This is a genomic window from Roseovarius albus, from assembly GCF_900172335.1.
In the GTDB taxonomy this organism is placed as follows: domain Bacteria; phylum Pseudomonadota; class Alphaproteobacteria; order Rhodobacterales; family Rhodobacteraceae; genus Roseovarius; species Roseovarius albus.
The window spans coordinates 258,086-271,378 of the sequence record NZ_FWFX01000005.1; the positions used below are offsets into that span (position 1 = coordinate 258,086).

12 protein-coding genes are annotated in these 13,293 nt (G+C 55.8%); 6 read left to right on the plus strand and 6 right to left on the minus strand.

Features of this window, described 5'->3' with window-relative positions:
• Window positions 1-10: 10 nt before the first annotated feature.
• Complete coding sequence (locus ROA7450_RS10100) at window positions 11-1,291, plus strand: acetylornithine deacetylase/succinyl-diaminopimelate desuccinylase family protein (protein WP_085805582.1); 1,281 nt, start codon at window positions 11-13, stop codon at window positions 1,289-1,291.
• Window position 1,292: 1 nt separating this feature from the next.
• On the opposite strand, the gene ROA7450_RS10105 is transcribed toward ROA7450_RS10100, so the two are convergent.
• From ROA7450_RS10105 to cobU, 3 genes are read right to left on the minus strand one after another with little or no spacing between them, the layout of a single operon-like run.
• Window positions 1,293-2,159 carry a glutathione S-transferase gene (locus ROA7450_RS10105; RefSeq protein WP_085805583.1) on the minus strand — a complete coding sequence of 289 codons (867 nt, stop codon included), beginning with the start codon at window positions 2,157-2,159 and terminating at the stop codon, window positions 1,293-1,295.
• Between the two features lie 58 nt (window positions 2,160-2,217).
• Entirely contained in the window at window positions 2,218-2,790 is a 573-nt protein-coding gene (locus ROA7450_RS10110; protein WP_085805584.1) for a histidine phosphatase family protein, read from the minus strand.
• Window positions 2,787-3,359, minus strand: a complete 573-nt coding sequence (gene cobU / locus ROA7450_RS10115) for a bifunctional adenosylcobinamide kinase/adenosylcobinamide-phosphate guanylyltransferase (RefSeq protein WP_234999489.1) — start codon at window positions 3,357-3,359, stop codon at window positions 2,787-2,789. The genes ROA7450_RS10110 and cobU overlap by 4 nt, the downstream gene beginning before the upstream one ends.
• Before the next feature lie 73 nt (window positions 3,360-3,432).
• On the opposite strand from cobU, the gene ROA7450_RS10120 reads away from it, so the two are divergent.
• The 5 genes from ROA7450_RS10120 to ROA7450_RS10140 all read left to right on the plus strand — a co-directional run bounded on the left by ROA7450_RS10120 (window position 3,433) and on the right by ROA7450_RS10140 (window position 7,888).
• Window positions 3,433-4,311: an RNA polymerase factor sigma-32 gene (locus tag ROA7450_RS10120; RefSeq protein WP_085805586.1), complete on the plus strand. Its 879-nt coding sequence runs from the start codon at window positions 3,433-3,435 to the stop codon at window positions 4,309-4,311.
• Window positions 4,308-5,069: a ChaN family lipoprotein gene (locus ROA7450_RS10125; protein WP_085805587.1), complete on the plus strand. Its 762-nt coding sequence runs from the start codon at window positions 4,308-4,310 to the stop codon at window positions 5,067-5,069. The genes ROA7450_RS10120 and ROA7450_RS10125 overlap by 4 nt, the downstream gene beginning before the upstream one ends.
• A 68-nt stretch (window positions 5,070-5,137) precedes the next feature.
• Window positions 5,138-6,340, plus strand: coding sequence for a bifunctional phosphopantothenoylcysteine decarboxylase/phosphopantothenate--cysteine ligase CoaBC (coaBC, locus tag ROA7450_RS10130; protein ID WP_085805588.1), 1,203 nt, complete (start codon window positions 5,138-5,140; stop codon window positions 6,338-6,340).
• A 43-nt stretch (window positions 6,341-6,383) separates the two neighbouring features.
• On the plus strand, window positions 6,384-6,845 hold the full coding sequence (dut, locus tag ROA7450_RS10135) for a dUTP diphosphatase (RefSeq protein WP_085805645.1): 462 nt from the start codon (window positions 6,384-6,386) through the stop codon (window positions 6,843-6,845).
• Window positions 6,845-7,888, plus strand: a complete 1,044-nt coding sequence (locus ROA7450_RS10140; protein WP_085805589.1) for a HesA/MoeB/ThiF family protein — start codon at window positions 6,845-6,847, stop codon at window positions 7,886-7,888. Before dut ends, ROA7450_RS10140 begins: the two co-directional genes overlap by 1 nt.
• Here the strand turns inward: ROA7450_RS10140 and ROA7450_RS10145 are convergent, their stop codons facing one another.
• The 3 genes from ROA7450_RS10145 to ROA7450_RS10155 are packed head-to-tail and all read right to left on the minus strand — an operon-like array spanning window position 7,889 to window position 13,259.
• On the minus strand, window positions 7,889-10,261 hold the full coding sequence (locus tag ROA7450_RS10145) for a trimethylamine N-oxide demethylase (RefSeq protein WP_085805590.1): 2,373 nt from the start codon (window positions 10,259-10,261) through the stop codon (window positions 7,889-7,891).
• Window positions 10,258-12,234 (minus strand): ABC transporter permease, encoded by a 1,977-nt coding sequence (locus tag ROA7450_RS10150; RefSeq protein WP_085805591.1) that lies wholly within the window; start codon window positions 12,232-12,234, stop codon window positions 10,258-10,260. The genes ROA7450_RS10145 and ROA7450_RS10150 overlap by 4 nt, the downstream gene beginning before the upstream one ends.
• The gene (locus ROA7450_RS10155) at window positions 12,234-13,259 is read right to left on the minus strand and encodes a quaternary amine ABC transporter ATP-binding protein (RefSeq protein WP_085805592.1); all 1,026 of its coding nucleotides are present in this window, start codon (window positions 13,257-13,259) and stop codon (window positions 12,234-12,236) included. Before ROA7450_RS10155 ends, ROA7450_RS10150 begins: the two co-directional genes overlap by 1 nt.
• Window positions 13,260-13,293: the final 34 nt, after the last annotated feature.

Consider the following 13,293-nt stretch of genomic DNA (forward strand, 5'->3'; position numbering starts at 1 on the left):
TAGTCCGGCCATGACAATTTCAGACAAACTGAGAGCAAAGATTGAAACCCGGCGCGATGATTTGATCGCGCTGACGCAGGATTTGATCCGTATCCCTACGTTGAATCCGCCAGGGGCGAATTATCGCGAGATTTGTGACTATCTGGATCACCGTCTGCTGCATTCGGGGTTTGAGACAGAATTGGTGCGGGCCGAGGGGGCAATTGGCGATAGTGACAAATACCCTCGCTGGAACATTGTTGCGCGCAAAGCGGGCAAGACGTCCGGAGACTGCGTGCATTTCAACAGTCATATTGATGTTGTTGAGGTGGGCCATGGTTGGACCACAGATCCTTTTGGTGGCCAAGTGAAGGACGGCAAGATTTACGGTCGTGGGGCCTGTGACATGAAGGGCGGCCTGGCTGCGAGCATCATCGCGGCAGAGGCGTTTATTGCGGTTTGTCCCGATTTTGCAGGCGCGATTGAGATCAGTGGCACGGCGGATGAGGAATCAGGTGGGTTCGGTGGCGTCGCCTATCTGGCGGAGAAGGGGTATTTCAGCCCGGATCGTGTGCAGCATGTGATTATCCCGGAGCCCTTGAATAAAGATCGCATTTGTTTGGGGCATCGGGGTGTTTGGTGGGCCGAGATCGAGACCAAAGGCGAGATTGCCCATGGATCAATGCCGTTTTTGGGTGATTGTGCTGTGCGCCATATGAGCGCCGTGATGAGGGAGATGGAGGAGAGCCTGTTTCCTGCGCTCGCTCAGAAGCGCACTGAAATGCCGGTGGTGCCCGAAGGCGCGAAACAGTCAACCTTGAACATCAATTCAATTCATGGCGGTGAGCCCGAGCAGGAAGACGATTATACCGGCCTGCCATCGGCTTGCGTGCCGGACCGCTGCCGGATGGTGATTGATCGGCGTTTCCTAATCGAAGAAAACATTGATGATGTTCAAGATGAGGTGCGTAGCGTTCTGGAGCGTGTACGAGAGGGGCGCTCGGGGTTCGACTATGACATCCGTGAACTACACCGGGTGCTGCCAACGATGACCGAGCAAGATGCACCGGTTGTCTCATCGGTCGCCAAGGCTGTGGATGAGGTTTTTGGCCGTGCGCCGCAATATGTCGTGAGCCCTGGTACTTATGACCAAAAACACATCGACCGGATCGGGCGGCTCCATAACTGTATTGCTTACGGTCCGGGCATTCTGGATCTGGCGCATAAGCCCGACGAATATGTCGGGATTGATGACATGATCGAATCCGCACAGGTGATGGCGCTGGCGCTGCAGGATTTACTTGGAAAATAGCTTACAGCAGCGCCATGAACTTGGGCCACGCTTCGGGATCGGCGACAGTTTTGTCGCGGCAAAAGGCGTTACAGAACCCGAACGTACGTCCCTTCATTTCCAAAAAATGTGTGACTATATCGCCTGAATATGGGCAAAACTCATTTTCTGAGGACCCAGAATCAATGGGTTTGGCTGCTAGGGGTGCGGGGCCGGGCCATGATGTGGTTTCATAGGGTTGCGCATAGCGGTTCAGGGTGTCGCCATGCACAAGACCCATGGCGTGCCACTGGCGGAATGATGACTCATTCAGGTGGGCATTCACGTAGGCTTGCGCTGTGTCAGACACCGACAATCCGTATCCAGCAATCCGCGCGGCAACGGGCGCGTAAAAGGCATCGACAATACCATAGTCCCCACACAGCCATGGGCCATCAGGTTGGCAGGTATCGCGGGCATGATCCCAGATCACCTCGAGGCGCCTTAGGTCCGCCATCAGGGCCTCGGATGGTGTCACACCGGTATAGGCCAAACGCAGGTTCATCGGGCAGTCGGTGCGCAACGTGGCAAAGCCGGAATGCATTTCGCTGGCCAATGCGCGAGCTGTGGCACGGGCCTTTGGATCAGCTGGCCAAAGTGGCAGGTCGGGATGGCGCGAGGCCAGTTCTTCAGCAATAGCAATGGTTTCACCTACAATCGCACCATCGGGTGTGCGGAATGTTGGAACGGTTTTGGCTGGGGCGAATTCAGGCATCTGCTCAGGAACGCCGCCCTTTTTGAAGTCTACGAATGTGGTCTTGCGTGGCAGGTTGAACTTGTCGAACAAGAGCCAAATGCGCAGGGACCAGCTGGAATAGGCGCGATCGCCGAGAATAAGATCATAGGTCATGCCGCCACCTTAGAGTGGCAATTTCACCTTGCCCAACAAAGAATTGTGGGTGGGGTCATCACGGGAGGTGATTGATCCGCTCTGCGTGCCACTTCCTATCTACCAGATGCAATTCTGTGACCGAAAGGTTATCGATTCGGTGGCTGAAGGTTTCATAGGCCGTGATTCTTAGGGCGTGCTGAACCTGCGTCAGGATCGCCCCGAAATGGGCGACGATGATGAAATCGCTTCCTGGGTATGAACGCATCAAGCCGTCTACTGCATGTGTGACACGTTCTGATACCTCATTCCAGCTTTCGCCATTCGGGGGGCGGATGTCGCCCGGATAATCCCAATACTGACGAATGTGGTCCTGATCCTCGATAGCGTCAAACTGTTGCAATTCCCAATCACCGAAGTTGATCTCGCGTAAATTTGGATCATGGGGTAACCGGGTTCGTTCGCCGGTGATTGCATCTGCTGTGGCACTGGCCCGGATCAGATCGGAAGAGATGACGATGGCATCTTTAGGTATAAACGCATCGAGCCGGGCGATTTGAGCCGTATCGCTCAGATCTGCAGGGATATCGGACCAACCCACCATGGACTTGGCATGGGTCGGCCCGTGACGGACCAAGAAAAGCCGCGTCACGGTAAGGTGCCTTTAAGCAGTTGTGGAAGGCCGGCAATGACGTTGACAACCAGATCGGCCTGGGCGGCTAAAAGTTGATTTAACAGACCCTGTTCCTGCCGAAAACGGCGTGCGAGCGCATTGCCGGGGACAATTCCCAAGCCGGTTTCGTTCGACACGATCACCACAGGAGCGTCGCAATTTGACAACCCCCGCGTCAACTCGAGTGTGGCTTGCTCCAGGTCATTCTCGGCCAAAAGTTGATTGCTCAGCCACATTGTGGCACAATCAAGTAAGACCACCTGATCACCGCTGATCGTGGCCAAGACGCGCCCGGGGTCGAGCGGCACCTCTATTGTGTGCCAATTTTTGCCCCGCATTTCTTGATGTTTTGCGACTTTGGCCTGCATTTCGAGATCATAAATTTCTGCGGTGGCCAGATAGGTGCGTTGACGGCCGGTGTTTACCACCAGCCCTTCGGCGAAGGCGGATTTACCCGAGGCTGCGCCCCCAAGTACCAATGTCAGTCGAGGTAACATCGCGATTTGCGCACCCTTTTTTGATCCGGAGTGATTTGGACTGCGTATCATTTGATGGAAGACTGAGGAAGAGACGATTGCAAATCAAGGCGATTGAGCATCGCCACGAGTGAAGGAGGCTGAAATGCCACTGGATGCCCCGATTTCAAGTCAGATGTCGCGCGATGCGATGAAAGCTGAATTGCTGGATGCCGAAACTGAGCGTGAGTTGGCCTATGCCTGGCGTGATCGCCGTGATGAGGCGGCGCTTCACCGGTTAATCACAGCCTACATGCGCTTGGCGATCTCGATGGCGTCCAAGTTCAAACGCTATGGCGCGCCGATGAACGATCTTATCCAAGAGGCGGGTCTGGGCCTGATGAAAGCCGCAGACAAGTTTGACCCGGATCGTGGGGTCCGGTTTTCGACCTATGCGGTGTGGTGGATCAAGGCGTCGATCCAGGATTACGTGATGCGCAATTGGTCGATGGTGCGAACAGGATCGACCAGCAGCCAGAAATCCTTGTTTTTCAACATGCGTCGGGTGCAGGCGCGGATTGAGCGCGAGGCGATGGCGCGTGGTGAGGAGTTGGATAACCACCAGTTGCGCGAAATGATTGCGCATGAGGTGGGCGTGCCACTGCGAGATGTTGAGATGATGGAAGGACGGCTTTCGGGCAGCGATTTTTCTCTGAATGCCACGCAGTCCACCGAAGATGAAAGTCGCGAGTGGATTGATACGCTCGAAGACGACGCACCGCGCGGTGACGAGATCGTGCAGAAGGACCACGACCAAGAGGCACTGAGGGGTTGGTTGGAGCGGGCGATGGCGCGTCTCAATACACGCGAACGGTTCATCATACGTGAGCGTAAGCTGCTGGAAACACCACGCACCTTGGAAAGCCTTGGCAATGAGCTGAACCTGAGCAAAGAGCGGGTACGACAGTTGGAAGCTGCGGCCTTGCAAAAGCTGCGCCGAACCCTTGAACAATTCGGCCCAGAGGTTCACAACCTACTGGTATGAAATTACCTTTAGTGACTACCCTATGTGTGTGCGCCAATTTAGCGCTGGCGCAAGATGTATTGGTGCTGGGCGAAGTGCATGACAATCTCCACCACCATCGAACACAGGCCGAGCGAGTTCAGGCGATGCAACCTCAAGCCATCGTTTTTGAGATGCTGACCGAAGAGCAGGCAGCTTTGTATAATCGAGAGTTGCAGGGTGATTCCGAAGCTTTGGAGTTGGTCTTTGGCTGGGACAACAGCGGTTGGCCTGAGTTCGATATGTACTATCCTATCTTCGCGGCAGCAGGAGATGCACAAATTTACGGCGCTGCGGTGCCGAGAGATCAAGCACGACAGGCGATGGAACAAGGGATCGAGACAGTTTTTCCTGAAGCGGAAAAGTTTGGATTGATTGACCGTTTGCCGGAGGAAGAGCAAGAGAGAAGAGAAGCCCTGCAACATGCAGCGCATTGTGACGCGCTGCCTGCCGAAATGCTGCCGGTGATGGTTGAAATTCAACGCTTGCGCGATGCGTCATTAGCGAGATCAGTGTTGCATGCGTTTGAACAGACAGGTGGCCCGGTGGCGGTGATCACGGGGAATGGTCATGCGCGCAAGGATTGGGGTGCCTCCGCTCTGTTAGCCGAAATGGCACCGGAATTGCACCTCCATGTCTTGGGTCAGACCGAGGATGATGCCAGGCTAGATGGTGGATTTGATGAGGTTATTTCTGCCCCGGCTATTGAACGAGAAGATCCCTGTGCCACCTTTGAGTAATCTGCTGCCCCCTTGTGTCTGCACAAGGCGCACCATACTGTCAGCAACGCACGAATAGGGAGCCCGCCATGCTGGCTGAGAAACGTATTCTTTTGATCATCGGTGGCGGAATCGCTGCATTCAAATCGTTGGATTTGATCCGGCGCCTGCGGGAACGCGGGGCAGCGGTGACGCCTGTCTTGACCAAAGCGGGTGAGGAATTCGTGACACCTTTGTCGGTGTCCGCGTTAGCGGGGAACAAGGTGTTTCGGGATTTGTTTGATCTGACCGACGAGGCCGAGATGGGCCATATTGAGCTCAGTCGCAGTGCCGACCTGATCGTGGTGGCCCCGGCGACGTCGGATTTGATGGCCAAGATGGCGCAGGGCCATGCGAATGATCTAGCGTCGACGCTGTTGTTGGCGACGGATACACCGGTGATGATCGCTCCCGCGATGAATGTTCGGATGTGGGAGCATCCGGCCACACAGCGCAATCTAGCAACGTTGCAGGGTGACGGGATTACAGCCGTCGGACCGAATGAAGGAGACATGGCCTGTGGTGAATATGGTCCTGGGCGCATGGCCGAACCATTGGAGATCGTCGCGGCGATTGAGACTGCGATGGCCAATGGGCCGCTGAAAGGCAAACGGATTTTAGTGACATCTGGCCCAACGCATGAACCAATTGATCCGGTGCGCTATATTGCCAATCGATCGTCTGGCGCGCAGGGCACAGCCTTGGCACGGGCGCTATCGGCGTTGGGGGCAGAAGTGGTGTTTGTCACTGGCCCCGCGGATGTGTCGCTGCCCGAGGGCGTGCAGGTGGTCAAAATAGAGACGGCGCAGCAGATGCTTGAGGCGGTGCAAGGCGCATTGCCGGTTGATGCAGCAGTCTTTGCGGCTGCCGTGGCCGACTGGCGCGTAGCGCAGGCCTCCAACAAGAAGATGAAGAAGGATGGCAAGGGTCTGCCATCGCTCGAGTTCACTGAGAACCCCGACATCCTGGCGACGATCAGCCAGATGGGTGAGGGACGACCAGACTTGGTGGTGGGCTTTGCTGCCGAAACCAATGATGTGATTGAAAACGCCACAGCAAAACGCCAGCGCAAGCAATGCGACTGGATTGTGGCCAATGATGTGAGTCCGGAAACCGGCATCATGGGTGGGCAGGAAAACGCCGTGACCTTGATTTCTGATCATGGCGCAGACAGCTGGCCGCGCATGTCCAAGACGCAGGTGGCCAAACGTCTGGCCGAGGAATTGGCACAGGCGCTTACTGCTAAGGGCTGATGATTTTGGCAGGCGTATTTGAGGAAAAATGAAGGGACTGGGGATGGCCGCAATTCAGATGCTTTGGGATGAGGGGGCAGACCGCTCTATGGGCCTGCCAGCCTACGAGACCACGGGTGCGGCGGGCGCTGATCTACGTGCAAATTTTCCCGAAGGCGGACAGCATAGTGTGACCTTGGCACCGGGCGAACGCGCGCTTATTCCGACAGGGCTGCGATTGGCGATTCCAGCGGGTTACGAGGTGCAGATCAGACCGCGTTCGGGGCTAGCATTGAAACATGGGATCACATTGCCAAACACCCCGGGTACGATTGATAGCGATTATCGTGGCCCTTTGGGCGTGATTGTTTTGAATGCCGGGCAGGAGGTGTTTCAGATCACCCATGGTATGCGGATTGCGCAGATGTTAGTTGCCCCGGTTATTCAAGCCGAATTTGTGCAGGTTGAGACGCTGGACGAGACCGCGCGCGGTGGCGGTGGTTTCGGCTCCACCGGGGTAGGCTGATGCTATTGGTATTGGTCCTGATGGCCGCAATCTGGGGCGTAGGAGAGGTGATGAAGGTGCCACACCGGCTGCGCTGGGGCATGATCGTCATGCTGTGGTCGGCTGTCGTGCTGTTACACCTGATCCTGCCTGCGGGTCATTCGTTGCGACTGTCGACCGGGGAAAGCGCTGCGCTTTGGCTGATGCTGGGTGGGGCGGCGGTGATCGTGCTTTGCTACCGGGCTGTTCTAGGAAAGCTGAGGGACAAGGCACAGGCTCCGGACGAAGAACCCGCAAGTCCCAAGACCTTTAATCAAACCGAGTTAGAACGCTATGCCCGACACATTGTGCTACGCGAAATCGGTGGGCCGGGTCAAAAGGCGCTGAAACAGGCTCGGGTTCTGGTGATTGGCGCTGGGGGGCTGGGGTCGCCGGCATTGCTCTATCTGGCGGCATCGGGCGTTGGCACGATTGGCGTGATTGATGACGACGTGGTGGAAAATTCTAATCTGCAGCGTCAAGTGATTCACCGAGATCGCGATATTGGCCTGCCCAAGGTGCAATCGGCGATGCAGGCGATGCAGGCACAGAACCCTGCCGTCGATGTGCGTCCGTATCAGCGGCGGCTGACGCTTGAGATCGCCGAAGAACTGTTTTCCGATTATGACCTGATCCTTGACGGCACCGATAATTTTGAAACGCGCTACCTAGCGAATGCGGTTGCTGCGAAGCAGAGCAAGCCTTTGATTTCCGGAGCCCTGTCGCAATGGGAAGGGCAGATCAGCGTATTCGACCCGGCAAATGGCACACCCTGCTATGAATGCATTTTTCCCGAAGCGCCCGCTGCCGGGTTGGCACCATCCTGTGCAGAGGCTGGGGTGATCAGCCCCTTGCCGGGCGTGATCGGGTCGATGATGGCAGCAGAAGCGATCAAAGTGATCACCGGGGCAGGCACGGCATTGCGTGGTGAAATGCTAATCTACGACGCGCTGTATGGAGAGACACGCAAGTTTGGACTGGGCAAACGAGACGATTGCCCAGTTTGCGGACCGTCTGAGAGTTGATCAGTTGTAATTACCTTTGACGCGTTCCTTGGTCGGGTCGAAATGCGGGAAGGCGCTGACCGTGGCCTTGAGCCGCTTTTGCTGACCGTCTAGCTGCCCAATTTCGATGGCTGTACCGGGATCTGCGTGTGTGGTGGCGACACGACCCAAGGCAATGACCTTGCCAAGGATCGGAGATTTCATTGCTGATGTAATCTCGCCAACCTGTGCCTTGCCAATGCGGACGCAATCGCCGGGGCTTGGAATAACGCCACCTTCGACCTCAAACCCAACCAGTTTGCGATGCGGGTGGACTTTGCGTTCCTCAATGGCGGTGCGTCCGATAAAATCATCTTCTTTCGACTTCAATGGCACAGTGAAGCCAATCCCGGCCTCGAACGGGTCAGTTTGGTCGTCGAACTCGCTGCCAGCAAAGATCAATCCGCCTTCGATGCGCAGCAGATCCAGTGCGCCAAGACCGAGGGGCACGATGCCATGTTCCTCGCCCGCTTCCCAAACCGCATCAAAGATTTCGACCGCGTCCTTGGGGTGGCAGAAAATCTCATATCCCAGCTCGCCAGAATACCCAGTGCGCGAAATAACGACCGATGTCCCCGTCACATCTCCAACACGTGCGATGGCCAGACGGAACCATGGCAGTTCGTCGATCGTGGGCTGTTGCGGCGGTGTCCAGAAGATTTTCGACAGGATGTCCCGCGAATGTCTCCCTTGCACCGCGATGTTGTGCAGCTGATCGGTGGAATTTCGCACCCAGACGTTCAAGCCACGCTTTTGGGCCTGCTCTTTGAGCCATAGACCCGAAGTGTCGTTGCCACCGATCCAACGGAAATTGGTTTCGCCCAGACGATAGACAGTACCGTCGTCAATCATGCCGCCGTGTTCATAGCACATGGCGGTGTAAACCACTTGTCCCACGCTTAATTTCTTCATGTTGCGGGTAACGCAAAGCTGCATGAGCTCTTCGGCATCCGGGCCGGTGATCTCGTACTTTCGTAACGGCGAGAGATCCATCACCGCCACCTTGTCGCGGCAGCCCCAATATTCGGCGATAGAGCCGTGATTGGTCATCGTATTGGGCAGCCAATAGCCGTTATATTCGATGAAATCCCGGGTATGCCGGGCGAAACAATCGTGAAATCCGGTTTTCTTGGTGTCTTCCACATCGGCCTCCGCTGATTTCCGGTAGCCGACCGAGCGGCTGAAGTCTTCGTTCTGTTTGTAGGTGCGCACTTGAATATCCGTAGGGTTCCAGCCATTGGCTGGGTCAATGTCACAGGGGCAGGCGGTTGAAATGCAGACCAGATCAGTCAGCGCACGCAGCAAGACATAGTCACCAGGGCGCGACCATGGGTCATCCATCCCGATAGCGTTGGTATCGTCCAGCATGGTGTTGAAAAAGAAGTTGATTGCAGGCCAGCCGCCACGCGGGCGTATGCCGTATTGATCAAGGTCTTTGTTGATATTGTCCGAGCAGTTTACATGACCGGGATAGCCCAAATCCTCATAATACCGCGCGGTACAGGCCAAACCAAAAGTGTCGTGCCTGCCACAGGTGTCTTGAATGATTTCAATCAATGGTTCCTGATCCGAAGACCAGTATTTGCTGAAAATCCCCGGCTGGGGGTACAGACTGCCCATCAAGCTGCGCGTGGTGGTTGGGTCGATCTCACGTTCAAGCCCTTTGTCGAGGGCGCGCATCGAAAAGGCTTGAAAATCACTGCATTCGCGGCCTTTGACATCCAGCACCTGAATGTAATCGCCTTTTTTGACCTCATATGAAGTGGCGTTACCGGGTTGGATGTTAAAGTCGAGGATTGGGTCTGCCAATGGATCTGACGGGCCAACATCTTCTTTGCCAGCAGCTGGATCTGCCCGGCGGATATACAGGATCAGGTCGGTTGTTGTGTTGTGCCGCTCGGGCGACATAGGGCCGCCAGTGGCGGCGATAATCAGCAGGCCGTCACGTTCGGCGACAAAGCTTTCCATATCTCCGGGTCGGGATCCTTCGGCAAAGATGGATATGCCATCGCCCTTGCCCAGATTGAACCCAGCGGTATCAAGCGCGCGTAGAACCTTCGCTCCTGAGCGCGAGCCATTGGCCAGAGTGGTAATTGTGGCCTCTGGCCTTCCCTGTCCCTTCGCCCCAAGATAGGCCGCATCCGAGGATTTATCCGGTGCAAAAAACACCAACTCGCCGGGTTGTAAGCCGTCGCGGTCGAGGATTGAAATCTCATCGCCCTTGTAGATGGGTACTGCGCGCGAGCCACCACCCGGCACGGGATGGCGTTCCACCCCGTGTGGCAGGATGGGCGTGCCCGGTGTTATGACGCCCTTACGTTCAAAAGGGGTCTCAAAGACGGGTTTCATGTTCATATGCCCAGCCCCAATGCCTTTTTGCGGGTTTCGGTCCATTTGCGGATGATCATGTCAAAGCTGAGCGCCATTAAAGACACGTCCATGCCCAACACAAAGTTCTTGCCCAGATCGGTACCGGCGAGCGTGCGTTGCAATTCTTGCCCCAGATCCTGCGTGCCGATGAAGGCCGCGATGATCACCATGAAGAAGGCAAACATGATCGCCTGATTGAAGCCAACGGCCATGGTTGGTAGCGCCAGCGGCAGTTGCACTGACAGCAGTTTTTGTCGCTTTGTGGCGCCGGACATATCAGCGGCCTCGGTCATCTCCGATGGCACGGTCCGCAGGCCTTCGATAGTGTAGCGCGTGAGTGGCACAGCCGCGAAGATCAGGATCGAGAAAATTACCGCAACATCGTTCACGCCAAAAAGCATGATTGCAGGGATCAGGTAGATAAAGCTGGGGAAGGTTTGTGCTGTGTCGCAGGCCAGCAGGATGCGTTTTGACCATTTCTCGGATTGTGCCGCCAGAATACCCAACGGCAAGCCGATGAAAGTGGCGAGGATCACGGCAGAGATCACTGTGTAGAGCGTGATCACCGCCCGATCCCACCAGCCGGTGGCGGCAACGATGGCAAAGAACAGGCCTGCGATCATCGCCTCGCGCCGTCCAGCCAGCCACCAGCCAAAGGACATTATGACCAGAATGAACGCCGGGGTTGGCACCCACAACAGAGCGTTGCGGAACGGGATCAGCACCCAGACATTTAGGAACCAGCGTAGCCATTCAGTGGTGGCACGGATACCGTCGATGGCAAGGAATCCTTTGATCAGCGTATCGATCTGCTTGCCTTGCGATAGGCTTTGTTTGCGGCCAACTTCTGACAGGATCGGTATCAGTTGTGATAATCCGAGGAAGAGAACAAAAGCCCCCAATGACAGCAGCGCAAATTTGTGCCGCTGCCACCATGGGGCACCGCGTTCAAAATGTTCAGGTTGCTTGAGTACCCATGCCTTGGACATCCGGTCCAGCATGATCGCGAACAAAACGATTGTGACGCCAATCTCGAAACTGCGGCCGATTTTGAACGAGCCCATCATCGCCAGCAGCTTGGCCCCCAATCCGGGCATGCCGATAAAGGCGGTCAGAACGACCATTGCAAGACAGAGCATGATGACCTGGTTCACGCCGACCAGAATTTCAGTCCGGGCGGCAGGCACGTAAACTCGGCTCAACATCTGCCAGCGGCTGCATCCACACATTTGGCCGGCTTCGACCACCTCAGGAGAGACTTTGCGTAGGCCCAATGTGGTCATCAAGATCATCGGCGGTACGGCAAACACCACGGTGGCCACCGCCCCGGCTGTGGGGCCGACCTTGAAGAAGATGACGGCAGGTAGCAGATAGGTAAAGAACGGTAGGGTTTGCAAAACACTCAGAACCGGGCGGATAATTTTTTCAAACCAGCCGTATTTCCACGCTGCAATGCCAAGAAAAAGACCTACGATAACGGCGACGGGCGCGGCAACAACCAAGACTGACATGGTTTGCATCGCCATCTTCCACTGGCCGACCAGTGCAGTCCAGATGAAAGTTGAGGCCGCCAGTGCGGCCATCTTCCAACCACCCAGATAGTAGGCCAAAACAGCAACAGCGGCGGCAATGGCTGACCATGGGATCGGTCCAAGGTGCGGCCAACGGTTGCGGCCATAAAGCAGGTTTGCTGTCACATCGAGCAAAGATTCCAATCCTGCCGCGATTGTACGAGTGACGTGGATCAAGCCCAGATCATCTTTGATGAAATTAAAGACCGCATCGAGCCATGTGTCCCACGGTAGAATGGCCCATTCGGGTACTCGGATCAGCCATTCGGGTAGGAAAGGGCGAAGCAGCATCAAAGCGAAGGCTGCACATAACAGACCAATGGCGATCTGATTGCGCGTCCAACCTTGACTGGGTGGATTTACAGTATTTGTGGTTGTCGTGGCCATCAGTCCGCCTCAAACAGAACGTCAAGGGCGACCTGACGGTTCAAAACGCCGGTGATATCGCCATCCTGCCCAGTCACAGGAAGGTTCTCGCGGCTGTCGTTGACCAAAATCTTGGCCAGATCACGCAAAGATGTGTTGGATCTAACTCCGTTGCCTTCGGGCATCGCACCGTTAACGGGCTGCATGATGGCGCCGGCGGTGACAACACGCGCCTTGTCGATCTCTTCGGTGAATTTGCGGACATATTCAGTGGCCGGGTTCATTACGATCTTGTCCGGTGTGTCGCATTGTTCAACCGCGCCATCCTTCATGATGGCGATCCGATCGGCGAGGCGCAAAGCCTCATCGAAGTCGTGAGTGATGAAAACGATGGTTTTACCCAGCATTTCCTGCAGGCGCAGGAACTCATCCTGCATTTCACGGCGGATTAGGGGATCCAGCGCCGAAAACGGCTCATCCAGAAACCAGATATCAGGTTCAATCGCCAGACTGCGCGCAATGCCGACGCGCTGTTGCTGCCCACCAGACAACTCACGCGGAAAATACTCTTCGCGGCCTTCGAGGCCCACGAGTTTGACCACTTCTAGTGCGCGTTCACGACGTTCGTGCCGGTCTTGGCCGCGCATTTCCAGCGGAAAGGCCACGTTCTCCAACACAGTACGGTGTGGAAGCAGGCCAAAGGATTGGAACACCATTCCCATTTTTGAGCGGCGTAGTTCGATCAGTTCCTTTTCGGACAACGACATGATGTCTTGCCCATCGACGTCAATTGTACCGCCTGTGATGTCATGAAGGCGTGACAAGCAGCGCACGAGGGTCGATTTGCCCGACCCTGACAGCCCCATGATGACAAGCATTTCACCCCGCCCCACATCAATAGAGACGTCTTTGACCCCAGCAATGTAACCATCCGCGCGGATCGCATCGAAGGAATGGCCTTCGGGCATCTGTGCGAGATAGCGTTTGGGATTGGGTCCAAAGAGTTTCCAGACGTTTTTTGCGGAAATGACGGGGGAATTGGCCATGCTTATCGTTCGCTTTTTGTGTTGGCTAAGAAAG